Origin of the sequence: Nostoc sp. (assembly GCF_036917155.1) — a bacterium.
Lineage (GTDB): Bacteria > Cyanobacteriota > Cyanobacteriia > Cyanobacteriales > Nostocaceae > Nostoc.
This window is the reverse complement of record NZ_JBALDZ010000113.1, coordinates 23,826-49,249: the sequence shown is the minus strand read 5'-3', so window position 1 is coordinate 49,249 and position 25,424 is coordinate 23,826. Positions and strand designations below refer to the sequence as shown.

The following is a 25,424-nucleotide window of genomic DNA, read 5'->3' as shown; positions in this document are numbered from 1 at the left end:
CAGTTGTACCAGGGTAGAACTATTTTTGACAAGCAACTTGCAAACTCGCTAGAGAAACAAACCCGACCCCAAACCAGGCAGAGATAGCAGCCTGCCAGCACTGAGCAAATACCAAAGACCTGCTAGGGGAAGCGAAAACTTACAGATGGCAACTGAAAACAAACACGAAGACTTACAAAGGACAACCAAAAACAACAACACGTAGCTTCCATCCAGACTGAAGTACTAATTGCAACTGCATTAACCCATAAGTCGTAGCGATCGCGGGGTTAGCGGTTCCAAGAAGCAAAAAGGCGATAGCCCAGACACGAGCGATCGCCAGAAAATCAAAGCTTATCTGAAAGGAGATTAAATTGACCAACAGGTTAACAGACGTCAACCCAATTGACATCATCACCCATATTGAGCAGAACTTTAACCGCACCCAAGCCACCGGTTTGAATTGCCTGATTTTCCTATCGCTGAGGGAGCAGACCACCGTCGCCTACCAGAGAAAGGAATGGGGCTTTGAAGATATCCCCGAACAGATCGTTAGCTGGTGCGATTCTCTCGAAGAATGTGGACTGATTCAACTGGCAGAAGAGATTACAGCCGGCTTATTAGACGAAATTATTGCCGCTGCGGTCGAGCCAACAAACGCTCAAATTATTGCTATGCAAGAGATTGAGGCAAAAGTTAACACCCCGCTATTGAGCGACTATTGACGCACTTGTGATTAACTCGTGACCGACTATCGACTAACTAATGAAGCACACATCACCCGCTATTGAGGCACACATCACCCACTATGTCCGACCAACAAACCACAGATCGAGCCACTACTAACGGCAAATTAGCCACTCAGACCGAGGCTAAAGCCAGAAGACCAAGACAGTGGAAAGAAATGGCAGACGATCCGCTCTCCGAGGGGTTCGATTCTCACCAAGCTGAATACGTAGTCGGGAAAACTCAGGTAATATTTGAAACCTTATCCCCTGGGCAACTATTCTCTAGAACAAAAACCGGGAAGACCCTTTACGTCAAACTCAACGACGGTCGAGCAGTTTGCCTTGACACTCGTCAGCCCATCGAAGTTAGTCCAACGAGGCGAAAGACCTTGCCTTGCTGGGTCGTGACCATTTTCAACAGCACCACTGCAACTAAAGCCGATTTTTAAAGGCGATCGCTTTCCGCATCAGATTTGCGATCGCCGTCGTCGTGCGGCTACCAAGTAAACCACACATTCAAAATTATGACAGAAGACATCAACAAATCCTACGTCCAGCGCTACGTTGACAAAGCCAAATCAACCGATAACGAGGACTTGCAAAATAACGCTCTCTACCGTGCCGGCACGCAGATGGAAGTAATTCCCTGTGATGGTAACGACAAGCTAACCCCAGAGCAGCGGCAGAAAGTACTGGACGCTGCCGACAAACTACTAGGGGGGCAATAGTGAATCAAGTAATGATTCTTACTTGCACCGCAGCCGCCCTAATCATTGCGATCATCGCGCTCTGCAAACAGGAGAGTAATCGCCCCTTCTACCTCAAAATCGAGGTGCAGTATGGTAGATGAGCAAAAAATCATCGTTGAGGTTCCGAGCGATCGGGGTGGCTATTCCCCAGTCCCCAGTCCCCAATTGTCCAAGTTGGAGGAATTTAAAAAAGGGTGGATAAGCGTGATCGCACTGCCAGACAATCTGGCGGACATGGCTTATACCCTTGCCTCCTCAGTGACGATTCCCGCTTTATTAAGTAGCTGTTGGGTAAGTATACCCATGCCTTGGTTTATCCGCCTGGGGGCGTTGTCCGTTTTAGCGATCGCTGGGATTGTCGCCCTGTACTTGCGGCAAGCCGTGCCAGAGGTCAAAGATATTCTCCTACTCCGTGTTGGGTTGATTGCTGTGGGGGTGTTGCTAGGAATATGAGCAGTGATTTACACCCTTCCCAGTTACACCAACACTTGCAGATGTACGAGCGGGCCAAGTGGTCATACTGCGGCTCCTTAGCGATCAGCATGGGGTTGCTGTTCCTGGGGGCAACTCAAAAACCGGAGTATAAGCCGTGGGTGTTGGGTGCATCCGTCGCCACTCTCGAAGTCGGTCGCAGACATCGCCAAACAGCCAAACGACTCCAAGAATCGCTAGGCGACATCGACCGAGCGTCACGGCTCAACTTCCAAGCGTGGGCCCGCGCCAACACCCAACCCACAGCACAGTTAGCGCTCTCCTTTGGTACTATTGATGCCAACTGGAAACCAGAAAACTTAATCACCGACCCGGTTGAGTACATCCAGAAAAAACAAAAGCACGTTGCTTTAGTTGGCGGGACTGGTGACGGGAAATCGACTTTCACCCAGTACTTATCATCAAAAATCGGTGGACGTGTCGTTGTCTATGATTCCGATGCCAAACCCGATGATTGGGCATGGCTGGATCAAACCGATGTCATCGGCAGAAAAGGCAACTTCAAAGCCATCGACACCGCAATGGGGAACGACCTCAAAAGCTTAGAGGAGCTTGTAGAATTGCGGGGAGAGGGGGGAGATAACGCGATCGCAGGTCGTGAAAGATTCCTAATTGCTGAGGAATTCCCGATTTTGGTGGACGAGTGTGACAACGCTACCAACTGGATCAAGCGTCATGCCAAGCGTGGACGACGATATAAACAGTTTATTTGTGCGCTAGCCCAAAACGACACCGCCGAAAACTTTGGGTTACAGGGAGACAAGGACACACTTTACAGCTGCTTCGTGTTGGTGCGTCTGGGACAGTTCGGGCGTGATTACGCCAGGACTAAACTCAAAGATCCTCAACTAGAGCAGTGGTTAAAGGCAGGTGGTAAAAGGCGGTTCATGGTTGATGACTGCCCTTGTGAACTTGACCTGAGCAACTGGGGAACTCTTAGCAGGGAACAGGGGGCAACCGACACCAGGGGTAATGAGGAGGTGCGATCGCCCAAACCCATGAACGAGTATGAGCAATTTATATTTGACTGGGGTCAACAGCACCCAGGTGAAATATTAAAGGCTGGGATGCTCAGTCGGGCTACGCGGCTATTTGATAATATGCAGCCGGACGAGATTAGGATCATCTTCGTTGCTATGGCTGACGTGGGATTGGGGGAAGTAGAGGGAAGTGGAGCCAAGCTCGGTTGGAGGTGGTCAAAGTAATGTCTACAGTTTGCCTACAGTCCGTCTACAGGCTGTAGGCAAAGCTTTATAGGTAAATTACCCATTAAGTAGCCAGTACTTGGGTGGAAATGCGATCGCTCACCACCTCGCCGCTAATTGCTCAATAGTGCGTCTACAGCGTCTACAATTTTTCAGCCCCAAAAACTCGCCGTCTACAGCCGAAATCTGCTCCCAAAGCCGATTTTAGCGATTGTAGACAAAATTCCTGGGGTTTAAAAAACTTCAAAAATCGAAATAATTTTTAAATCTGCAATGACTCCAACAACTTGTCCTCGATGTGATTGCACGACGCTGCAATACCAAGAAAATTATGGTTACTGGGAGTGCCTTGACTGCGGTCACGTCTGGGCGGTTGACGTTGACGATCCAGATTACGACGAACTACTAATCTGCCCCAAATGCAGCTCGTCTAGTATTACCCTAGATCCGATTTTTGGGTATTACAAATGCTCAAGCTGTTTTACTGCCTGGGTCAATGACGAAGACGACCCAGACTTTTTATTTGGGTGTTCCCATTGCGGCTACCGTTTTTTGGAATGGAATTTCGTTAGTTATTTTCTATATTGTCCAGCTTGCGAGCATTACAGTTATGAGCGAATTAGATAAACAGCTTTGTTCACTAGCTGAAGACTACATAGAAAATGCTTACTACCGCGTTGGCAATTGTAGCTATGCCTGGGAGGAAAAAGACTATCGCAGTGACGATTTAGACGGAGATATTGTATGCGGTGAATGTCCCCCCAGTGATGCTGACCATTACTCATGGTGGGAAATTGTTTCTTGCAAAATTGAAAGCAGCGAAATTGACGATCGCAACGACGAAACCGGGGAATATTCTGTAACGGTTAAAGCGTGGGTGGCTGTTAGTTCTGGTGACGAGGATGAGGAGGTTGACAAGAGCGTAGCGCCTGACCTCCGCACCATTTACCTGCAACTTGACCGTGATGAGGAGGGCGATTTCTGTGTCGTTGGAAGTGAAGAATGAAGACAAATGGATCAACGTCGATCCGCGAACAAAAAAGCTGGTTATTCGTTTCTGGGTGAAAGGATTTCCCAAGCAATTTTTTATCAGCACTGGGCTGAAGGATACCAAACGCAACCGGGAGATTGTGAGGAGCAAGAGAGACGCGATCGCTAATGACATTGTGCTCGACCGCTTCGACTCGACGCTTGGGAGTTACCAATCTCAGTCCACTAAAGAAGCCGCAGCAGTCGCGCTCAAAGAGTCTCAAGCCCCGACCGGGTGCAGTCTACAACAGCTTTGGGAGTTATTTACCCAATTTAAAACTAGTCAAATCGAACAAACCACAATTTTACAGAAATACCGGACAATTGCTAGATACATTCAGCGGCTGCCTACCCAATCGCTAGAAGATGCCCCAGTGATTCGAGATTGGATTTTAGAGAACCTGACGCATTACATGGCGTGGGAGACTTTAAATAACTTGAGTTGCTGCTGTGATTGGTCAATTGATTCAGGCTTAATCCCATCGAACCCATTTTTAAAACTCAAAATTCCCAAACCTAAAAATAAGTCTACAGACGATTATTACAAAGCATTTACCCTGGAACAAAGGGATTTAATTATTCAAAGCTTTGAACAGAGTTCTTTGTACGCCCACTACGCCGCCTTGGTGAAGTTTTTATTTTGGACTGGTTGCCGTCCTGGGGAAGCTTTTGCCCTGACTTGGGGTGATATCAGTGCCGACTGTTGTCGAATTTATATTGACAAGTCCTGCAATACTCATCGAATCAAAAAAGGAACCAAAAATGGTAAAAAGCGAGTGTTTCCCTGTCAGAGTGGATCAAAGCTGCAAAATTTACTTTTGAGCATTTGTCCAGCAGACTGCCAGACTGACAATTTAGTTTTCGTCAGCAAGACCGGACGACCAATGACTAGCGGCATTGTATTTAGTTTTTGGAATGAGTGGAAATCTTGCAATGGGTACAAACACTTTGGGGTAGTTAAAGAATTGGCGATCGCTAAAAAGACACCTTACCTCAAGCCCTACGCTACTCGTCACACTTTCGCTACTTGGGCCATTAGCAGTGGAGTCTCACCCGACAAAGTGGCGTTGTGGATTGGCGATACCGTCGAGACGGTATTAACTTACTACTGCCATCCAGAAATAGTGAGTGCTGAGTGTCCAGACTTTTAAGAATCATGCTACTTAAATGCTACTTAAAACGGTAGTGTAGAAGAATCACCAGATCACCTGACAGGGGGGATGTCAATGTTGCCAAAACCCAAGAAAAGTTGGACACCCCAGCACTGGGCAAGTTGGAAGCCTTTTGGCATTGGCGAACAGTATCCCAATAACTACTGGGAGGTATTTCGGGCCATTTGGCTGTCTCGTGACAAACTACCTTATGCGTGGAATATTCTTGATAAAGGTGTCTGCGATGGTTGCGCTCTTGGAACAACCGGAATGAAGGATTGGACTTTAGATGGTATCCATCTCTGCAATGTCCGGTTACGGCTGTTGCGGATGAATACAATGCCAGCTTTTGACCCTGTGCTACTAGAGGATATTTCACAGTTACAAAAGCAAAAAAGTGCCCAATTACGGGACTTGGGACGGCTTCCTTACCCGATGATTCGTCAACGAGGAGAAAAAGGGTTTCGCCGTGTTAGCTGGGATGAAGTTTTAGAGGTAATTAGCGATCGCATCCGCTCTACTACACCAGACCGCCTAAGTTTCTATATTACCAGTCGCGGGACTGTCAACGAAACTTATTACGCTACCCAAAAAGCTGTACGGGCAATGGGAAGTAATAATATTGATAATGCTGCCCGTATTTGCCATTCTCCTAGTACGGCAGGGTTGAAAGCTGCTCTCGGTGCTGCGGCTACCACCTGTTCTTATAAAGACTGGATTGGTACTGATTTATTAGTCTTTATTGGCTCCAATGTTGCTAATAATCAGCCTGTTACCGTCAAGTATCTCCATTACGCCAAGAAAGCTGGCACTAAGATTGTAGTTATTAACACTTACCGTGAGCCGGGAATGGAGCGCTACTGGGTACCCTCAATTGTCGAAAGTGCCCTTTTCGGTACAAAGTTTGCCGAAGACTTCTTCTTAATTAACATGGGCGGGGATATAGCATTTTTAAATGGCACTATTAAATATATAATTGCTAACAACTGGGTTGACCAGTCATTTATAGATTTGCACACAGTTGGCTTTGCTGAACTCAAAGCATCCTTAGAAAGTCAATCTTGGGAAGAATTAGAGCGGCTTTCTGGTACATCCCGCAAAGAAATGTACGCCTTTGCCAAAATGGTCAAAGAAGCGAATAAAGCCGTATTTGTTTGGAGTATGGGCATTACTCAGCATGAATGCGGCGAAGATAATGTGCGAAGTATCATCAACTTAGCTCTCACCAAAGGTTTTGTCGGTCGGGAAGGCTGCGGTTTAATGCCAATTCGCGGTCACTCTGGGGTGCAGGGTGGTGCAGAGATGGGATGTTACGCGACAGTATTTCCTGGTGGTAAATCTATCACCCCAGAAAATGCTGCCCAATTGAGTCAGCATTGGGGCTTTGAAGTACCAGCAAGTAAAGGTTTAATTGCCCCAGAAATGATTAGCGCCGCACATCAGGGGGATTTAGATGTGTTGTTTTCTGTAGGCGGGAATTTTTTAGAAGTGCTGCCAGAACCAGATTATGTAGAAGCGGCGCTGAAGCAAATACCATTGCGGGTACATATTGATATTGTTCTCTCTAGCCAAATGTTGGTCGAACCTGCTGATACTGTGGTGCTTTTACCTGCGACGACTCGCTACGAAATACCAGGAGGAGTTACAGAAACTAACACCGAACGCCGAGTAATTTTCAGTCCAGAAATTCTGGGGCCGCGCATTGGGGAAGCACGTCCAGAATGGGAAGTATTTTTAGAATTGGCAAGGCGGGTAAAACCAGATTTAGCAGATAAACTGGCTTTTGTTGACACAGCTGCTATCCGTCAAGAAATTGCTCAAGTCGTTCCCCAATATGCTGGTATTCAACACTTACAGCAGGCTGGCGATCAGTTTCAATATGGTGGCTCACATTTATGCTTTGGTTGGAATTTCCTGACGGCGGATGGTAAAGCACACTTTGGCGTATTATTGCCACGCCAAAGAGAATTACCAGAAGGTTATTTTTTATTAGCAACGCGCCGAGGCAAACAATTTAATAGTATGGTGCAGGAACGGAAGGATGCAATTACTGGGGCAGTGCGAGAGGCGGTGCTAATGAATGCTGATGATGCAACAAAGTTGGGTTTAAAAGATCGCGATCGCGTTATTCTTAAGAATGATTTAGGCGAGTTGTTCTGTCAAGTCTACATTGCCCCAATTCAGTCAGGAAACTTGCAAGTACATTGGCCAGAAGGGAATGTGCTATTAGATAAAAGTAAGCGATCGCTAGAAGGTGTACTTGATTATAATGCAGTAGTACGCTTAGAAAAGCAAACCTAATACAGCACAATTCAGAATGTGCTACGCCCCGCTGCGCTAACAGGAGGAAAACACGCTTTATACCTGGGTAACAGACTTAGCTTGTGTATCCCACAACTTGAAATCTACTGCATTAATGCTTTCCAACTGCTACGCTTGCCAAGGCTTCTTCAGCAGGAATTCCTGCACCCTGATCAAACTCGTCTAGTCCTTTACGAATACCTAAATCTGATGGTTCTCTATCAACTGTTTTTAATAACAGTTCGTAGGAGCGACCAATTGCGTACCACAACAATTTTGAACTGACGTTCTTGGGGCAAAATATAATCCAGTGAACCACAGCGTTGCAAAGCCCATTCCCGCAAGTCTTGAACGGCACGAGCAAAGATATCATCAGGAATAGTCCAAGCTGCACTTTGGATTTTGTTTTCTTGGTTTTCTAGCAATTTGCCCACAGTATCTTCAACTCGCCATTGGGCAGCGATTCCGGTGGATAAAGTAGCACCTTGCGCTTGTAATTCTGTTAATACTTCTTCTTCTGTCGCACCGTAATGCGGTAAAGGATGACGATAGCCATCCAATATAGCTTTCCAACGCTCAGTAAATTCCCCTCTCTGCAAATTTACCAAAATTAATGGGTCATCACCTTTTTCTTGATTGCGGCATTGTGAGAAACAGATTCTTCAGGCAAGTCTTTGAGGGAAGTGGTAATCATTCGGGTCTTAAATCATTAGATAATTCCACAATACCCCTAGACCCATCAATCCTGACTCGTTGACCATCTTGCAGAAGCCATGTAGCACCGCGAACATCCATCACAGCGGGAATTCCATACTCACGAGCAACGATCGCACCATGAGAAAGTCTTCCACCAGCTTCGGCAATTAATCCGCCAGCCCTCAATAACAATGGTGCCCAGCCGGAATCTGTGTAAGGTACTACCAGAATTGTATCTCGGTTAATTTCCGGCACGTCTTGTAAATTTCGCAACACCTTCACTCTCCCTTCAGCTTGCCCATGACTGGCTCCAATACCTTGTAAAATTTGGTCAGAGTAAACCTCAGAGGGGGCTAAGGGGTGAGGAGGTGTATTGCCGTAGACTAAAAGAGGTACTTGAATAATCTCACTATCTTGCAGGAATTGCGATCGCCTAAATTCCACTAACTCATTTAAGTTGGAATCTTCACCTACAAATAAACGCCGCACTTCATCAAACTCTAGAAAAAAGATATCGCCTGTTTTTCTCAGTAAACCAGACTCTAACCAAATTTTCTCTAAAGCCACAAAACTCCAACGCAATTCAGCTAAAAGCCGCGAATAAACTTCGGTGACTCGTCCTTTAATATCTACACGCCGCTGGACAAATCCACGTTTGCGCTTACTGGCAAAGATACTATTAATTGCATCTTTAGCGCCTGATTGTGGTTCGTTCCCCTGCATTAACTGCACAAACATCTGCTGAATCATCTGGGGATTTTCCCGCCAAGTGGGAACGGAGATATCAGTTCCCACTTCACTTAAGTAGCCGTAATCCTGAAGCAATTCGTTAAATTCTTGGAGGATTTTTTCACCCTCTGGGGTTTGCTTCAATTGCTCAAATACCTGCTGTGGCTCAAACTCAAGCAATATCTGCTTGGCATCGGTTGCGATCGCACTGAGCGATCGTAATGCTGCGATCTCTGGGGTGACGCTATGATCAATTTGCCTATCCTTTACCCGAAAAATCGCCTGTCTCAGAGCAGCACTCAAGGGAGCTAAAATGCTGTAATATGTTCCCCGGTGCAACAACTCCAGAATAAAATCAATTCTTGCTAACAGCTTGGAACCATCCAAGTTATCTACGTTTTCGTGTGCCAGCTGCGACAACCCAGGAATGAACTGTTTATAATAATCCTCCTTGAAGTCTTTTTCTAAACTCAATTCCCGCTTCAGCAACTTCCCTAGTCCTGGCAAATTTTCCCAAGTTGACTGCAAGGATGGTTTACTTAATTTAGCTCCTCTGGTTAAAAATTCCAGACTTTCCGGTGGCAATCCCATACGGAGAAAAATATCTCCTAAGAGGGAGGCATTAAAATAGGCTCTGGAGTAATGCAGACTTGCTGTTTCGGTGAAATCTAACCCCAAGGCGCGATCGCCCAAAACTAAGGTAAAAAATTCTCCCCAAACTCCACAAGTTAAGGGACGATTAATCGACCATGTTAAGGGGTGAATGACTCCGGGAATCACTTCGGCGGCGATTTTGCGTGTCCAGATGGGCAGCAGAGTAGTGATTGGTCGAGATTGCAATACCCAAAGCGTTTGACCATCATAACTCCACTCAATATCTTGAGGAGTGCCATGATAGCGTTTTTCGAGTCGGTAGGCTAAGTATGCAACTTGTTTGATTAATGCTTGTGGGACTCGTCCTTGACCCTCTAATTGTACAGAGTAAGAATTTTCTGTTTCAATAACAAAAGCGCGATATTGTTCTGGTGTGACTTTTCCCGAAACGACTTGCGTCGGGCTGCCTGGAAGGGCTTCAATGATAATTGCATCACCTTGCTGGGTAATGGGATCGCGGCTGAAAGCAACACCAGAATACACACTCTGGACTTGTTGTTGAATCAACACAGCCATTGCTGTATCATTTAAGCCGCGATCGCGCCGATATTGGATAGCAGATGGATGATTGTAGGAAGCTTGAACTTGAGCGATCGCTTGTTGCAATATCTCCACATTGGTAACATTTAAAACTGTTTGATACTGTCCGGCGGCGGAAGCGCGTTCAGAATCTTCTCCAATCGCAGAGGAACGCACCACCAAAGGAGATAATTCTGATGGCTGGAGAAATTCTGTCAACAGTTCGGGATTATCGATTGGCGCGAGTACCCATCCCTTCGGTACTGGATAGCCCCAGCGCTTAATTTGAGATAACGTCGCCGCCTTTTCTCCGACAATGGCAGCATCTAACTCTTCATCTAAAGAAACCATTGTGCGTTGGCGTAGCCCGTCGTAGACATCGCCGCGTAAAAATTCCAACATTGCTTGCGATTCTGTTTGTGCCTCTTGGGCTGGCAGTTTCATATCATCAGGAATTTTGCTATAAATCCAGCCCATTAAACCTGCTAAGGCAACAGCAACAAGTATTCTGGGAATATCGCTAAAGTGCAGAATTGCCACAAACAGAGGGAAAAGAAGCAAAACCCCGAATTTGACTACCTTTCTTGATTGCAGAATTGTAAAACTAATACCTGCAAAGAAAGACACAAACATTGCCACTAGTGGATCGTGTACGACAAATCCCCAGACAACATTTGTCGTACCTGCCCCTCTACCGATCCAGTATCTACCAATTACTAGAGCAATCAGGGCAACCAATTCCCAAGACGATCCATCAGGAAAGAAAATGCGGGTGAGTAAAACTGCCGCAACTCCTTTAAAAGCTTCTGACAAGACTGCCAGAATGCCGACAAATTTACCACCATGATAGAATGCAGCCGATACACTGATATTTCTTGTACCAACTTGTGATAATCGCTTCCGCTTGAGGGCGTAAGTAATCCATTCAATCAGGGGCAATCCGCCCAAGAGGGGGCAGATAATTAAAATAACTAAGACACCCCAAGGTTCAAACATTCTGGATTTTGGATTTTAGATTTAAATTTTCCATCTAAAACCTCAAATCTAAAATCTAAAGTTTTGCTGAAATTTTTGATGGTTATTAGGGGGCTTTTTATAGAAAGAATTCAGGAGTCAGGAGTCAGAATTCAGAATGATAGCTAGGGCATGAACACAGGAGGTGAACTACCCCAACCTAAGACGGACGGGGCTTCCCAATTCATCAGGAATAGCCTGCAGAACTGCGTAGTTCTATTGGTCTTACATTCCCTCCAAGGGCAGGAGTCCTGGTTCCCAAGACCCAAATTTTTTTCTTGCAACATATACCTATTAGCTTGGTTTTCGCTTATGGCATTGATGGTCAAGACATAAGCTAATTTTACCAGAAAATGTTGGGGATTCGTCATACATCTGATATTTGTTTTTGCTGTGCAAAAAATCAGCAATCCTCACCCCCCGCTCACAATCCCCACCCTACTAAGAGTTGAGGGTGGGGACTTCCGCGATATGTTAAAAAACAATCCAAATTATAGATTTAGAGGTCTAGAATCAGCTAGTGGTTTGAATCCCCCAAGGAAAAGCATTCTGGATTCTGGATTCTGGATTCTGTATTCTTCTTCAATTACTAGTTGCTAAATGGACACTTGGCTAAGACGGAAACCGTTTTTGCCAGTGTCCTTCTAGACTACTAATGGTTTTAGTTTAGCGCATAGGCCGCTTGCAGCGCCCAGATGATAAGAGCAGCGATTGATCCCAGAAGCAACACGGTAGAGATAGTGACTACTTTTGGGGAATCTGCACCCTCAAATTTCATAATTCCTCGATTTAAGTCGGACATAGCTTTGTAATCCTCTGTTGTTGGAGCATGAAACATTTGTCCGTTTTGATTGTAGTCCTTCTCTTTGCTGATGATGTTAAATTCATTCTAAGAATTTAGGACTGGGGACTGGGGACTGGGGACTGGGGACTGGGGACTGGGGACTGGGGACTGGGGACTGGGGACGGGAAGATCCCAATTTTGTAAATTTACCAAAATCGTTACTTGTCATTGCGAATGAAGCGGAGCGGAATAAAGCAATCGCAAACTACAGATGTTGTGATCGCTTTGCTTCACTGCGTTCCACTCGCAATGACAAATTATGTTTTTACACATTTGGGATGCTCCCCAAACTACAGATGTTGTGATCGCTTTGCTTCACTGCGTTCCACTCGCAATGACAAATTATGTTTTTACACATTTGGGATGCTCCCCTGGGAACTGGGTACTGGGGGATGAGGGAGACAAGGGGACAAGGAAAATAACCATACCCAATCCCCAATCCCCAATCCCCAATCCCCCAGTATCATTGAAAAGCAACTTGGTATAAGAGGGTGTGAGTAGGTGAAAATAGCACTGATCGTAATTTCGGCGGTGGTTGTGGGATTGTTTGTGGTAGTTGAGATCGGACTGCGATCGCTCTTCGGTTTTGGTAATCCCCTGATTTATATTGGTGATGAGCAGATTGGTTATTTGTTGGCTCCTAACCAGCGTACTCGCCGTTTTGGTAATCGCATTGAAATTAATGAATATTCTATGCGAGGTAGTCCGATCGAAAAGATATCTGCACCTTCTGGGCTGCGAATTCTACTATTAGGTGATTCTATCGCTAATGGTGGCTGGTGGACAGATCAGACGAATACAATATCTAGTTTGATGATGCGTTCTCTAGTATTATCCACTAATAATAGTAATTACCACGAAGTAGAAGTCCTAAATGCTTCAGCTAACTCTTGGGGGCCAAGGAACGAATTAGCTTATTTAGAGAAATTTGGCAATTTTAACGCACAAGCAGTGGTGTTATTAATTAATACCGATGATTTGTTTGCTACTCATCCGACTTCTTTACCGGTAGGACGCGATCCCAACTATCCAGATCGTAAACCTCCTCTGGCGTTAGCAGAAGTGTGGCAGCGTTATATCCTTAAACAAAAGCCAATTTCCGAACTACAAGCCGTGCAAAATGAACCAGGCGATCGCGTGGGAATTAATTTGGAGGCGATCGCTAAAATTCAAGCCTTGACTCGCCAAAGCAACAGCCAATTTCTATTAGTCATGACTCCCTTACTACGAGAAATTGGTGAACCGGGCCCCCGCGATTACGAAATTAAAGCACGTCAGCGCTTGAGCGATTTTACCAAAGCACAGCAAATTAACTATATAGACTTTTTGCCGAACTTCAATTCAACTACCAACCCGCAAGGTTTGTTTCACGATCATATTCACCTCAACTTGCAGGGAAATAAATTTGTCAGTGAAGTTATAGAGCGATCGCTTTTGGAAACGTTAAACATCTCCAAACATTAAATATACGTTATCCACAATTCTTGTACAGGAATCCGATTTGATTACTGAACTTAATTGTGGAGAGAACAGGGAAGAAGGGAATAGACGCGTACTGAGTTTGTCTCTTGCACTAAAGTTTTGGTCGTTTACTTTCGAGGATTTCTGTGGCTTTTTGAGCAGAAAGCGGCCGGTAGAATAAAAAGCCTTGTACATCTTCACAGTTGATAGATTTCAAAAACTCCAATTCTTCTTCATTCTCTACCCCTTCGGCTGTCAACTTCAATCCCAAGCTCTGTCCCAAGCCAACTATGGCTTTGATGATATGAGCTACTTTAATATCGCGCGTCAAATCTTGAATAAAAGACTTATCTATTTTCAGATTGTGCAGTGGCAAAAGCTGTAGGCGGGAAAGCGAGGAATGACCTGTACCAAAATCATCAATAGAGATGTAAATACCCATCTGCTGGATATTCTCTAAGACCGTTCTGGTAAAATCTAAATCCTCAATAGCTGTGGTTTCGGTAATTTCTAATTCTAAAAAGCGCGGCTCCAGCCCCGTTTTTGCTAAAACTTCGGCTATAGTCTCCACCAATTTAGGTTGACGGAACTGCTTCAGAGAAAGATTAACAGCGATCGTCATTGGTGCTAATCCTGCATCTTGCCATGCTTTATTTTGGCTACAGGCTGTCCGTAGCACCCATTCACCAATCGGGACAATTAATCCACTTTCTTCGACCAAGGGAATAAAGACACTGGGGGCGACCAATCCCATTTCTGGGTGCTGCCAACGCAACAGAGCTTCCATACCAGTAATTTCTCCTGTAGCAATGTTCACGCGAGGCTGATAGTACAGCGTAAATTCATTGCGTTCTAGGGCATAGCGCAAGCTCTTTTCTAAAGTCAGGAGTTCAGGATTTTTAGCACTCAGGGAAACACTGTAGAATTGGTAGTTATTCCGTCCTTTGTCTTTGGCGTAGTACAAAGCAGCATCGGCGTGCTGGATTAGGGTTTCAGTATCAGGGCTATTGTTATCAAGTAACGCAATACCGAGGCTGGCAGTTACATAAAGTTCATGCCCTTGGAGATGAAAAGCATCCTCTAAGGCTTGTAATATTCTGCACGCCACCAAAGTTACCTCTTCAATATTATTGACTCGTGGGAGTAAAATAGTGAACTCATCGCCTCCCCAACGGGCTACAGTGTCTCCACCTCTGAGTGAGTCTTTTAATCTTTGAGAGACGCTTTGTAACAATTGATCTCCCAGAGTGTGCCCCAGAGTATCATTAATCACCTTAAAGCGATCCAGGTCAAGGAAGATTACAGCTAAACTTTCGCCATTGCGAGTAGCGTTGGGCAGAGTTTTAGTGAGCAGTTCGTTAAATAGTAGGCGATTGGGCAATCCTGTCAGCACGTCATGGAGGGCTTGATAGCGAATCTTTTCTTCTACTTGCTGACGCTGCTGCGTACCAATGATACTGGCGGCCATGGTCAAAAGGGTAGATTCTTCATGCCTAGACCAATGACGCTCAAAGTTGCAGTCTGCCAAGCCAAGATACCCCCAGAACTCATGTTCCAAGCGGAGAGGCACTAGGAGAAGGGATTTAATGCCATCTCGAATTAGGAATTCTTGCTCGGCGACAGGAAATTTTTGGGTGAGTCCACTAATCGACTGGCCGCTAGAGAGAACTTTGTACCAACGGTCTAATCCAGAAGCTTGATAAGGCTGATTCTGCCAATGGTGGTCGGTAGATTCAATAAAAGAGTGCGTCCATTCAAACCGTAAGCTGACGGCTATTTCCCCTGTAGCAGGATGGGGATGGTTCTGAAACAGATAGGCACGATCTGCCTGGGCAGCTTTACCCAGTACATCTAGAGCTAGAGTAATACCAGTTTCGTAATTCATTTCTCCTAGCAAATAATTGGCAGCTTCTGCAACTGCCTGTAGCAAGCGATCGCGCTGGCGCAGTTCGGCTGTAGCTTGCTTTTGCTCTGTAATATCCCTAACAATAAAAGTTCTAATTAAATCACTTTCAGGAAGGTAGAGTACGGATTGTTCAAAAACTTCTGCGCCTACTTCCACCTCCCGCACAAAAGAATTTTGTTCTAGATTGTTAACTCCGCTCAGGAGTCCTGTTAAAATTGGATGTTCTATGCCAACTTCCCGAAGTTTAGGAAACTTAAGAGCTGCGGCTGGATTGAGATAAGTAACTGTTCCCTCGAAATCCATCTCAATAATCGGATTGGGAATAAGTTCAGGGAAGGATGCTAGACGAGCTAAGGCGGATTCACTAGCTGCTTCAAAGCTGGGATCGACAGCTAAAGTTTGAAAAGGATTGGCAGGACTAGCTTGCCCGGAGAGGAAACCAGATAAGTCTTCAACATCAAAAGATTCAGAAAAAGCTTTTTCTGAAATGTTGGAAATAGCGTAATATTTAGCTTGAGCTTGATTGCTGCCAAAGGCAATAATATCGCCATGTCTAAGATTATGAGAATAGCATTTAGTGCCATTCACAAATAAGCCATTAGTACTTCCTTTGCCCTTGTAGTTGCCATCAATTATCTGGAAGCCATATTGGTCAGTCTCTGGAACAGTTACTCGCAATAAAATTGCATGTTGCATTGATACTGACCGGGAAGCCAAGACAATAGTGTTTGCGGGATGCCGCCCCAGCGAATAAGTATTTTCTCGCAAGGGGATAGTTCGCCGCCCTTGCAGGTCTTGAATAACCAACAGATGGCGTATTTTTTCCCGCTCATTTTCTAGCATGTCTGTTCCTCAAATCCTCATACCTTTATTTCTATGTCTTAATCTGAAAAATACTACTTCCCGAAGTTAAGGCTTTCAGGCTACACTTCTGGGAAAATTTTCTCAATAAAAGTTCTCACCGTCTGCGTAGGCGTAGCCCAACCCAAGCATCCCAAAATTGGTATGAGGGTGCAAACCAGCCTTTACCTTCATAATTAACCTTCTAGAATGAGATGGCTAATTGTTCAATCAGTTTTTGCGGTAGAAGTTCTAGCTGATTTCTCCACTCATACATAAGTTATAAACTTTTTCCCTTCGTCTATATCATTCAACCTTGTCTTTGTTAGGATACCCAGATTAACAATTCAAAATTCACGCATTCAAAATTGTTGGCGTAGCCTCTGGTAAAGAAGAAAGCTAGATCAGGAGATTTCAAAACAAAGGGTCTTAAACGTCTGATTTTTATTTTTTAATCGGTTAAATAGTTCTGCCTCACGGAATTTTGCGAATTAGATAGAAACATCTGACCTTTGGATAATTGCACGCCAGTCGCTTTAATGGCGGGAACCCTCTATTGGCAAAGCTTCTCGTTGAGGTGGTCAAGAGAATGACCCCTAAATTTTAAAAAGGATTATAAAGTAAACTAAAATACAGACCGTTTTCTTGTAATGTTCTGTCATTTGAGTTAACAGATATTAGAGGAATACCCCAGTCAAGACGAACGGTGAAGCGATCGCCCTGTGACCAACGCAACCCGAAACCAACAGCAGCTAAAGTATTAGGATTGGGATTGTCTCTGCCCGAACTATTCCAGCCCACACCAAAATCCACAAAGGGGACAACCTGTAAAGTGCTATTTATCTGGGGTAAACGCAGAATCGGTACTTGAACTTCCGCAGAAACAAAAGTGCCATTATCCGTTAGCAGGTAATCTTGACGGTAGCCTCGAATGCTATCCTGCCCACCTAAGCCAAATTGCTCTAAGGGTAAAAGTGTTCTGGACGCGAGTTGTGTATTTAAACGAAGTAATAGTAAGGTTTCAGGAGCTAAAAGGCGTACCCACTGTCCTTGCCCTTGCCAAGCAAAAAAGCGGCCATCGGGAGGCTCTTGATTAATGGTGGGATTTAACACATCGATACCTAAGCTAAATTGAGAGCGTAGGGCGATAACTTCACGGCTGTTACGAGAAGTCCATTCTTGAAAAAATCGCAACGCAGATACCTTGGTGCGTCCCTGGTTATCAGCGCCTAAACCGGGGAAAGGTAGTTGTACTCCTTTGATATAGGAGGCTTCACTTTCCCGTCGCGAGGCTGTCAACCCCAAGGCGAATTCTTGCGTAGGAGTTTGAACTATAGGCTGGCGAAATGTCAGTTCGTAATAGCGAGAAGCCGATTGGATATCTAAAACGTTGAAAGGAGGTTCAATGACATTACTCGACGTAGTGCCATAGTTAAAGCTGAGGGTTCCGTTCTTAGGATTGACTGGTAATGTATAGCTGGCATCAAGAGAGTTGCTACCATCGGTATTAGTGTAAGCTATACCCAGAGAATCTCCCAGTCCCAATAAGTTGGCTTCATTCAATTGTAATCGGCGGCGGAAACTGCCAACACTAGGCGATCGCCCATTATCAATAACTATTTGGCTACTAAAGGTTTTTGCCTCACTGATCTTGACTTCTAAGAGACTCGTACCCGTTCGCGATCCTGCTGAGAGTTCAGCAGTCACGTTTTGAATCAAAGGATTAAGTTGCAAAAGTTGCAGTGCCTTTAATAGACGCTGGCGATTCAGAGGCGGTGATGTCGCTATTGCTAGTCGGCTGCGGACATAATTCGGATTCAACCGTCGAGTCCCAGTTACCTGGATATCCTCTAATTTACCTTCGACCACCTGAATTTTGACAACACCGGATTGAATTGTTTGAGGTGGAATATATGCACCAGAAGTAATATAACCATTTTTGACGTATAGATCAGTGATTTTAGAACGTGCTTGATACACTTCGGTCAGCGAGATCGGTCGTTTAGTAAATTCAGCAGTGGCTTTGGCTAACTCTTGGGCACTAAAAACTGTGCTACCAACAACTTCAAACCGTTCAACAACAATAGTTTGAGGAAAGTTGCCAGGAATTGGTTCCTCTGGTGTGGGAGTTGGGGCAGATGGGGAAAATAGTTCTGCTGGTGGGGGGAGTGGCTGTGGCAATTCAGGTACAGGAAGTGGTAAAGATGAAGGTGGTTGGACATCCTGTGGTGGTGGGAGTTGTTGTTGTGACAGGATGAAATTACTAGTTGGTAATTGTGTAGTATCAACAGTCTGAGCTTTTAGTGGACTAGAATATATGCTGCCGAGTAATAGAAGCATACTCAGCGGTAAGCAAGACACTATAAGATTCTGGGGATATTTATCAATCATCACACTGGGCTATTTTTTTGTCAGTAACTATGGAATTATACGGTGACTGCTTTAGATGTGAATCTTACTTCATCTTTTGTCGCTAAAGTTGATATTTTGGGCTGGGGATTAGGGACTGGGGGCTGGGGACTGGGAAAATTGTTCGGGGATTCAGACCACTCGTCTCGTAGATAAGAAAACTCTTCCTAGTCCCTAGTCCCTAGTCCCGGAGCGCCATTCCTCCCCGACTTGCTGCGCCGAAGTTGGGGAGGAATGGCGTGACCCGTTGGAAAGTTAAATTATCTGGTTATTGCAGACTTAAAAGCAGTGATGATGCCCGCTCTTAGCAGATATGTTTAAATTATCTACGGCTGCGGGAGAAATAGACCTAAAGCGATCGCAGAATCTTACCAAAATAATTATCAAAAAACTCATAGTACCCTCATATTATCTTAAAGCTGCTCCCAATACATAATTAAAGGCAGATATAAATATAATTTTTAGCAAAAAAATGCTTGACTCACAATTATTAATGATTGGGAGATAAGTGTTTTTCTGATTATATTTTATTTCTAATTTCTATATCATTTCTCTTCAAATATGTATTTTATAAAAGCTTTATTGATAAAGATGGTAAATTTGTAGTTTCTCCTCAATACAAGAATGCATTTCATTTCTCTGAAGGATTAGCAGCGATAAAAGTTGGTGGGAAGTGGGGCTATATTGACAAGGAGGGGAAGATAGTTATTAATCCACAGTTTGATGATGCTAGTAGGAAGTTTTCTGAAGGACTGATAGCAGTTGAACTTGAGAAGAAGTGGGGCTATATCGACAAAGCTGGAAAGATAGTTATTAATCCCCAATTTGATTATGCTAACTCTGAATTTATCGACAAAACTGATTTCATCTTAGAAGATGTTTGAAAAGTTTTGGGAGAATATAATTCGCTACTACACTGGCGTTGTCCGCCTCCGCGGACTAACACAAAATCAAGTTCTTCAACCCACGGAGGTGAGTTTTGTCTGTATAGCCGCGATTTCTAATCGCCAGGGCTGGTATTAAATTAGACTTTTCAAACAGCCTCTTAGATCATCTAGCTTCTTAAACCTCTAATAAGTTTTTTAATCACAATAATCCTTATTCCATACCCCTTTGCTGAAACATTCCCATCAATTTACGTTTACGAGCGTGGGTTTGCATCAAGTTTTCCCGATAGCTTAACCAGTCAGCTTTCTTTCCAGATTCCAAGTAGGCATTACGCGCCTTTTTCAACCATTCAACCGCGTAGTAGTAGTATTCGGCTTTACCTGCATCCATAATCTTTTCGGCACGGTGACGAGCATTCGCAATCACCCAACTAGGATTATGAGGGATAGCAGCATCCATGACTCGGTAAATTAACTCTGAATGATAAGAACTGAGTTCACTAGCGATCGCAATTGCATCATCAATTAGCCCCTCATGCAAGAATATGTCCAACTTGGCTGATTCTGTTCCCCAACCACTATAAGTACGAACAATTCTCAACAGGTCTGTTTTGACACTTTCCCAGTTTTCTCCAGCCAATTCTGCCATCTTTTGGTAGTCCAGAAAGGAGGGCTTGACTTGAAAAGCTGCCTTGATTGCTAATAAAGCAGTTTCACTATTACCCAACTCACTAGCTAAATCACTTGTCCAAATTCCCAATTCGTACTGACAATTACCTGGTAAACTTAACCCACTTTGGGCTATATCTAGAGCTTGCTGTAATGCTCCCTGAATGCTGAGTGTTTTCGCTAGGGCAAAAGCCTCTTCCATTGAGTTCATCTGGGTTTGAGCCGCATCAATCGCTTCTTCCACCCTGCCTAAACGCCCCAACATGGTCAGATATTGCTGAGTTTGCCCTTCCGCTTCTGCTAAATACAGGTATTCTTGATAACGTTCTTGACGTTCGAGGATTTTCAGTCGAATTAATGCCAAATCATCTGCATAATCTGGCACATCTTCTTCCCAAGCTCCTCTTTCCGTAAAATTACCTTGGAGAACTTGTAGCAATGGTGGATAATCCCAACCTTGGCGTAAAGCTTCCATAACTAGACCAAAATCAGCATTCCACTCATCCTGCCATGCTTCTAAATTGATTTGAATATCAACTTTTTCTTCTGGGGTAAGTTCGGTGCTGAGAATTGCTTCACACCAAGCACTATTTAATTCCTCGACAATTTCATCGTTTTCAGCGCCATATTCGGCAACATCATCCCAATTTTCCACACAGGTAGAGGTAATCGCTTCCAAAATAGCGATCGCATTTTCACCCTCTCCCCGTTCGCTAAAATCTACCGCAGTTTGCACCACACTCAGCAAATCTTCGCCAATGGGGTCTTCTTCATATCCTTCCTCAAAGTAGCGCACGGTATCCTTGAGAATCTGCCGTACTTGCCGCCGAAAGGGAGTCGGGTCAATAGTCCTGCGGCGCAGAGGTTTGATGTTTGTTTGGTTGTCAGCACGATTCGTCATCCAACTTACATGACGGTCAATTGCCTCAATTAGTGGTGAGTATTCTGCGACTAACTCTTGCAGCAGCCTTTGAGTTTGGATATAATCTATGCGATTTAGTAGTTCTTCTAGGGTGGGGCGCTGCTCAATATTTTCTGAGTTACGCGCACAGACAAGCATCGTCGCGACAATGTGTTTGCACCACCCTTCCAAGTCGTAGGCACAGGTGCATTTTACTGAAGTTAAGCCACTGCTATCGAAACTCAGATTGACATGATAAGGTCTAGCTTGAGTGCCTGTAACATCCGCCTGAAGCAGATGACCACGTTGGATAACGGCATTAACAGCACCAGCCTCATAATATGCCTCACCCCGCTGGAAAGATTTGGCGTTGGCATGACGGCGGATAGTAAATTCACTAATTTGGGGAATAGACATCGAGCGATCGCCTGTGTAAATCCTCTGGATGAATCCTAAATCCAGCTTAGTGTTAGGCTAACGTGCTGTAAAGAAAAAAAAGGTATGGGTATTGGGCATTGGGCATTGGGAATCGGGATGAGAATGCAATTTTTATTCATTAGACATCTCCAGAAATTAAAGATGCGTTACCCATAACCCTTGTAGAGACGTAGCAGTGCTACGTCTCTACATTCTTTTTCGGAGATGTCTATTAACTAGCTCAGAACTGAAATCAGCTTTATTACCCTGCAAATACTCACCTAATTTATTGTCGCTTTTCTGGGAAAACCAAACCATATAATGAAAATATCCATATTTTCGCCAGAAGTGAGTGAATCATAATTTGAGTTAACAACACCCAAACCTGAAATCAGTGAACAGTCAGCAGTAAACAGTCAGGGTAATGTAAGGTGAGGGATTTAAAGTTCAGCGATAAAACTGATAACTGTTAAAAGGGTTGCGCTGATTGTCGGTCAAGTTGAGAATAAATAGGCGAAGCAGACGGGGAAACTAACGTGAGTCAAGGATATGATTACGATTTAGTAATTATCGGCGCTGGTGTAGGCGGACATGGTGCAGCCTTACACGCCGTAAGTTGTGGTTTGAAAACAGCAATTATTGAAGCTGCTGATATGGGAGGAACCTGTGTTAATCGGGGCTGTATTCCTTCTAAAGCGCTGCTGGCGGCATCTGGACGTGTGCGGGAGTTACGCAATGCCCACCACCTCAAGTCACTGGGAATTCAAATTGGTAGCGTGGAATTTGATCGCCAAGCGATCGCCAATCATGCTACCAATCTCGTCTCGAAAATTCAAGGCGACTTAACCAACAGCCTCAAACGTCTAGGAGTCGATATCATCCGAGGTTGGGGAAAAATCGCTGGGGCGCAAAAAGTCTCGATCTCTGGAGACGGCGGTGAAAAAACCATCACAGCCAAAGACATCATTCTTTCACCTGGTTCAATTCCTTTTGTGCCTCCAGGGATTGAAATAGACGGCAAAACTGTCTTTACCAGCGATCAAGGTGTCAAATTAGAGTCGCTACCAGACTGGGTGGCAATTATTGGTAGTGGTTACATCGGCTTGGAATTTTCTGATATTTACTCAGCTTTGGGTTGTGAAATCACCTTAATTGAAGCCCTAGATCAGTTAATGCCAGGATTTGACCGCGATATTGCTAAACTTGCTGAACGGGTGCTAATTACTCCCCGCGATATTGAAACGAAAGTCGGGATATACGCCAAAAAAGTTATCCCAGGTTCACCTGTGGTAATTGAGTTAGCAGATTTCAAAACCAAAGAAGATGTAGATGTCATCGAAGTAGATGCTTGCTTAGTAGCTACCGGACGCATCCCAGCGACTAAAAATCTGGGTTTAGAGTCTGTGGGTGTAGAACTCGATCGGCGGAATTTTATTTCAGTTGACGATCGCATGGCAGTGCTATCAGCAGGTGAAGTAGTGCCGCATTTGTGGGCAATTGGCGATGCTAATGGGAAGATGATGTTAGCACATGCGGCTTCTACTCAAGGCATCATTGCGGTAGAAAACATAGTTGGGAGGGAAAGAATAGTAGACTATCGCAGCATCCCCGCAGCGGCGTTTACTCACCCAGAAGTCAGCTATGTGGGCTTCACAGAAACAGCTGCTAAGGAGTTGGGACAAGCCGAAGGGTTTGAAATCGCCACAAGTAGGAGTTATTTCAAAGGAAATTCCAAAGCTTTAGCAGAAAATGAAGCCGACGGTATTGCCAAAGTGATATATCGCAAAGACACCGGAGAAGTCTTGGGCGTTCACATTTTCGGACTACACGCCTCAGACTTAATTCATGAAGCGTCAGCTGCGATCGCCAACCGTCAATCTGTCCAAAGCTTGGCACATCTAGTTCACGCCCACCCGACACTCTCGGAAGTCTTAGACGAAGCTTATAAACGAGCGATCGCAATTTAGGGATTGGGGGTTAGGGACTGGGTATTGGGTATTGGGTATTGGGTATTGGGATTAAGGGAGAAGTGGCAGGTGATAGGGAATAATCTGTACCCTATTCCCTAATCCCTATTCCCTAATCCCTATTCCCTAATCCCTATTCCCTAATCCCTATTCCCTATTCCCTAATCCCTAATCCCTATTCCCTAATCCCTATTCCCTATTCCCCAGTCCCCAGTCCCCAATCCCCAGTCCCCAGTCCCCAGTCCCCAGTCCTCAATCATGCAAATCCGTCGTCGTTCACCTAACCCAGCTATTGATGTATCAATATTACGTTATCAGGCTGCCGTGCCTGATGCAGCGCCAAACAACATTTTGGAAGAGATTGTCTGGCAGAAAGAAGTAGAATATGACCAAATGCGGGAAAAGGTTCCTTTGCAAGAATTGCTGAAACAGGTACTCACTGCGCCGCCAACCCGTGATTTTGTCGCCGCTTTGCGTCAAGGCAGGACTAAACCAGCATTGATTGCCGAAGTTAAAAAAGCTTCACCTAGCAAAGGCGTTTTACGAGCAGATTTTGACCCAGTAGCGATCGCCCTTTCTTATCAACAAGGTGGTGCTAGTTGTCTTTCAGTGCTAACAGATGTCAAGTTTTTTCAAGGCAGCTTTGACAACTTAGCCAAGGTTCGAACTGCCGTAGATTTGCCCCTACTATGCAAAGAGTTTATTATTTATGCCTACCAGATATACTTAGCGCGTATTCAGGGTGCAGACGCTATTTTGTTAATTGCAGCTATCCTGAGCGATCAAGATTTGAAATACTTCCTGAAAATTGCTAACAACCTGAAAATGGCAGCCTTGATTGAAGTCCATAGCTTGGCAGAACTTGACCGTGTGTTAGCCTTGGATGGAGTCTCCTTGGTAGGAATCAATAATCGCAATTTGGAAGATTTCTCTGTTGATCTGCAAACTACTTGCCAACTTTTAGCTGCAAGGGGTAGCCAATTGCAGGAGAAAAACATCCTGGTTGTCAGCGAGTCAGGACTACACAACCCAGATGATTTGAATTTGGTGCTGACAGCAGGTGCATCTGCTGTACTCATTGGAGAATCTTTGGTAAAACAACCAGATCCCGGCGCTGCGATCGCCCATATATTACCGAGGAATTTCTGAAAAGTTACACCTTCCCTGCCCTAAAAGGCGCAGGGCAACTGCACAAAATAGTTGGCAATTGGGCATACTATGCGTAGATACGCAGCACTTTGCCATTAAATATCATCAATATCTTTGCCAAATCTTCATTGCTAATCAAATTAAAGCCATAAACAACTAGTTATTTCTTATGTAACAATTCATTAATAAGAGACAAACTCTGACTGATAAAAAATACCAAATATGAAATCAAAGTTTAACTTCATGGAGCAAATCCCTCTACCTTCACCTATTCATTACGAACTTATACTTCAACTCTTAGAAAGACAAACTATGTTAGCAGTAAATGATAATCCAGATTTACGGCATCAGGTGAATCAGCTAATTATTACTCTCCGTAAAGCTGCTGTACAGCAAAAGCGACTAGAAGAAATTTGTGAGTTTTCCTCTGTAACTATTGATCACCGTTGGTCAATCAACCATCATCACGATAACAAAGTTGTTGCCCCCGATTGAAGATTCTTTGTGAAGTTATCTTAGCTATCATCAGAAAGTTTCTCTGTGTATTGAAGGAGTCAGTACTTACAAGTTACACCGCACTTACTCGATAAACGCTATAGCTTTTGACAATTTATACAAAAATAATATTAATGCTGTAGAAAATAATTTTCATCTTGATAATATTTTAGCTCTGAAAAAGTTAATCTTGATTTCAAGAAAACTGTAGATCAGTTAAAATATTGATGAGA

At 44.4% G+C, this 25,424-nt stretch carries 19 protein-coding genes; 13 read left to right on the top strand and 6 right to left on the bottom strand.

Going from position 1 to position 25,424, the window contains the following annotated elements:
* Positions 1 to 172: 172 nt before the first annotated feature.
* Positions 173 to 361: a hypothetical protein gene (locus V7K67_RS16110; RefSeq protein ID WP_335167394.1), complete on the bottom strand. Its 189-nt coding sequence runs from the start codon at positions 359 to 361 to the stop codon at positions 173 to 175.
* On the opposite strand from V7K67_RS16110, the gene V7K67_RS16105 reads away from it, so the two are divergent.
* From V7K67_RS16105 to V7K67_RS16070, 8 genes are all read left to right on the top strand, one after another.
* Positions 354 to 704, top strand: a complete 351-nt coding sequence (locus tag V7K67_RS16105; protein ID WP_335167391.1) for a hypothetical protein — start codon at positions 354 to 356, stop codon at positions 702 to 704. The genes V7K67_RS16110 and V7K67_RS16105 overlap by 8 nt on opposite strands.
* 83 nt (positions 705 to 787) lie before the next feature.
* Positions 788 to 1,156 (top strand): hypothetical protein, encoded by a 369-nt coding sequence (locus V7K67_RS16100; protein ID WP_335167389.1) that lies wholly within the window; start codon positions 788 to 790, stop codon positions 1,154 to 1,156.
* A 24-nt stretch (positions 1,157 to 1,180) separates the two neighbouring features.
* Positions 1,181 to 1,435 (top strand): hypothetical protein, encoded by a 255-nt coding sequence (locus V7K67_RS16095; protein WP_335167387.1) that lies wholly within the window; start codon positions 1,181 to 1,183, stop codon positions 1,433 to 1,435.
* 111 nt (positions 1,436 to 1,546) lie between these two features.
* Complete coding sequence (locus V7K67_RS16090) at positions 1,547 to 1,909, top strand: hypothetical protein (RefSeq protein WP_335167385.1); 363 nt, start codon at positions 1,547 to 1,549, stop codon at positions 1,907 to 1,909.
* On the top strand, positions 1,906 to 3,153 hold the full coding sequence (locus tag V7K67_RS16085) for a hypothetical protein (protein WP_335167383.1): 1,248 nt from the start codon (positions 1,906 to 1,908) through the stop codon (positions 3,151 to 3,153). The genes V7K67_RS16090 and V7K67_RS16085 overlap by 4 nt, the downstream gene beginning before the upstream one ends.
* Before the next feature lie 610 nt (positions 3,154 to 3,763).
* Positions 3,764 to 4,159: a hypothetical protein gene (locus tag V7K67_RS16080; protein ID WP_335167381.1), complete on the top strand. Its 396-nt coding sequence runs from the start codon at positions 3,764 to 3,766 to the stop codon at positions 4,157 to 4,159.
* On the top strand, positions 4,119 to 5,333 hold the full coding sequence (locus V7K67_RS16075; RefSeq protein ID WP_335167379.1) for a tyrosine-type recombinase/integrase: 1,215 nt from the start codon (positions 4,119 to 4,121) through the stop codon (positions 5,331 to 5,333). Before V7K67_RS16080 ends, V7K67_RS16075 begins: the two co-directional genes overlap by 41 nt.
* Before the next feature lie 75 nt (positions 5,334 to 5,408).
* Positions 5,409 to 7,634: an FdhF/YdeP family oxidoreductase gene (locus tag V7K67_RS16070; RefSeq protein WP_335167376.1), complete on the top strand. Its 2,226-nt coding sequence runs from the start codon at positions 5,409 to 5,411 to the stop codon at positions 7,632 to 7,634.
* A gap of 221 nt (positions 7,635 to 7,855) precedes the next feature.
* Here V7K67_RS16070 and V7K67_RS16065 read toward each other — a convergent pair whose 3' ends face one another.
* Together V7K67_RS16065 and V7K67_RS16060 are read right to left on the bottom strand one after the other, a co-directional pair.
* The gene (locus V7K67_RS16065) at positions 7,856 to 8,242 is read right to left on the bottom strand and encodes a hypothetical protein (protein ID WP_335167374.1); all 387 of its coding nucleotides are present in this window, start codon (positions 8,240 to 8,242) and stop codon (positions 7,856 to 7,858) included.
* 82 nt (positions 8,243 to 8,324) lie between these two features.
* Positions 8,325 to 11,228, bottom strand: a complete 2,904-nt coding sequence (locus tag V7K67_RS16060; RefSeq protein WP_335167372.1) for a glycerol-3-phosphate acyltransferase — start codon at positions 11,226 to 11,228, stop codon at positions 8,325 to 8,327.
* 1,363 nt (positions 11,229 to 12,591) lie between these two features.
* Here V7K67_RS16060 and V7K67_RS16055 point away from each other — a divergent pair.
* Positions 12,592 to 13,554, top strand: coding sequence for an SGNH/GDSL hydrolase family protein (locus tag V7K67_RS16055; protein ID WP_335167370.1), 963 nt, complete (start codon positions 12,592 to 12,594; stop codon positions 13,552 to 13,554).
* Positions 13,555 to 13,663: 109 nt separating this feature from the next.
* Here V7K67_RS16055 and V7K67_RS16050 read toward each other — a convergent pair whose 3' ends face one another.
* Together V7K67_RS16050 and V7K67_RS16045 are read right to left on the bottom strand one after the other, a co-directional pair.
* Positions 13,664 to 16,300: an EAL domain-containing protein gene (locus V7K67_RS16050; protein WP_334729249.1), complete on the bottom strand. Its 2,637-nt coding sequence runs from the start codon at positions 16,298 to 16,300 to the stop codon at positions 13,664 to 13,666.
* 600 nt (positions 16,301 to 16,900) lie between these two features.
* Positions 16,901 to 18,688: a ShlB/FhaC/HecB family hemolysin secretion/activation protein gene (locus V7K67_RS16045; protein WP_334729269.1), complete on the bottom strand. Its 1,788-nt coding sequence runs from the start codon at positions 18,686 to 18,688 to the stop codon at positions 16,901 to 16,903.
* A gap of 515 nt (positions 18,689 to 19,203) precedes the next feature.
* Between V7K67_RS16045 and V7K67_RS16040 the strand changes: the two genes are divergently transcribed.
* Positions 19,204 to 19,590, top strand: coding sequence for a WG repeat-containing protein (locus V7K67_RS16040; RefSeq protein WP_334729246.1), 387 nt, complete (start codon positions 19,204 to 19,206; stop codon positions 19,588 to 19,590).
* A 214-nt stretch (positions 19,591 to 19,804) separates the two neighbouring features.
* On the opposite strand, the gene V7K67_RS16035 is transcribed toward V7K67_RS16040, so the two are convergent.
* The gene (locus tag V7K67_RS16035) at positions 19,805 to 21,580 is read right to left on the bottom strand and encodes an SWIM zinc finger family protein (protein ID WP_334729245.1); all 1,776 of its coding nucleotides are present in this window, start codon (positions 21,578 to 21,580) and stop codon (positions 19,805 to 19,807) included.
* 536 nt (positions 21,581 to 22,116) lie between these two features.
* Here V7K67_RS16035 and lpdA point away from each other — a divergent pair.
* The 3 genes from lpdA to V7K67_RS16020 all read left to right on the top strand — a co-directional run bounded on the left by lpdA (position 22,117) and on the right by V7K67_RS16020 (position 25,191).
* Complete coding sequence (gene lpdA, locus V7K67_RS16030; protein WP_334729244.1) at positions 22,117 to 23,547, top strand: dihydrolipoyl dehydrogenase; 1,431 nt, start codon at positions 22,117 to 22,119, stop codon at positions 23,545 to 23,547.
* 258 nt (positions 23,548 to 23,805) lie between these two features.
* A complete protein-coding gene (gene trpC / locus V7K67_RS16025) occupies positions 23,806 to 24,696 on the top strand; it encodes an indole-3-glycerol phosphate synthase TrpC (protein ID WP_334729243.1) in 891 nt (296 codons plus the stop codon).
* Positions 24,697 to 24,939: 243 nt separating this feature from the next.
* Positions 24,940 to 25,191: a DUF5340 domain-containing protein gene (locus tag V7K67_RS16020; protein ID WP_179069134.1), complete on the top strand. Its 252-nt coding sequence runs from the start codon at positions 24,940 to 24,942 to the stop codon at positions 25,189 to 25,191.
* Positions 25,192 to 25,424: the final 233 nt, after the last annotated feature.

Excerpts from the sequence above, each read along its gene's own strand:
- V7K67_RS16100 (WP_335167389.1), top strand. The coding sequence starts at position 788 with ATGTCCGACCAACAAACCACAGATCGAGCCACTACTAACGGCAAATTA.
- V7K67_RS16090 (WP_335167385.1), top strand. The coding sequence starts at position 1,547 with ATGGTAGATGAGCAAAAAATCATCGTTGAGGTTCCGAGCGATCGGGGT.
- V7K67_RS16085 (WP_335167383.1), top strand. The coding sequence starts at position 1,906 with ATGAGCAGTGATTTACACCCTTCCCAGTTACACCAACACTTGCAGATG.
- V7K67_RS16080 (WP_335167381.1), top strand. The coding sequence starts at position 3,764 with ATGAGCGAATTAGATAAACAGCTTTGTTCACTAGCTGAAGACTACATA.
- V7K67_RS16075 (WP_335167379.1), top strand. The coding sequence starts at position 4,119 with ATGAGGAGGGCGATTTCTGTGTCGTTGGAAGTGAAGAATGAAGACAAA.
- V7K67_RS16070 (WP_335167376.1), top strand. The coding sequence starts at position 5,409 with ATGTTGCCAAAACCCAAGAAAAGTTGGACACCCCAGCACTGGGCAAGT.
- V7K67_RS16060 (WP_335167372.1), bottom strand. The coding sequence starts at position 11,228 with ATGTTTGAACCTTGGGGTGTCTTAGTTATTTTAATTATCTGCCCCCTC.
- V7K67_RS16050 (WP_334729249.1), bottom strand. The coding sequence starts at position 16,300 with ATGCTAGAAAATGAGCGGGAAAAAATACGCCATCTGTTGGTTATTCAA.
- V7K67_RS16045 (WP_334729269.1), bottom strand. The coding sequence starts at position 18,688 with ATGATTGATAAATATCCCCAGAATCTTATAGTGTCTTGCTTACCGCTG.
- V7K67_RS16035 (WP_334729245.1), bottom strand. The coding sequence starts at position 21,580 with ATGTCTATTCCCCAAATTAGTGAATTTACTATCCGCCGTCATGCCAAC.
- trpC (WP_334729243.1), top strand. The coding sequence starts at position 23,806 with ATGCAAATCCGTCGTCGTTCACCTAACCCAGCTATTGATGTATCAATA.
- V7K67_RS16020 (WP_179069134.1), top strand. The coding sequence starts at position 24,940 with ATGGAGCAAATCCCTCTACCTTCACCTATTCATTACGAACTTATACTT.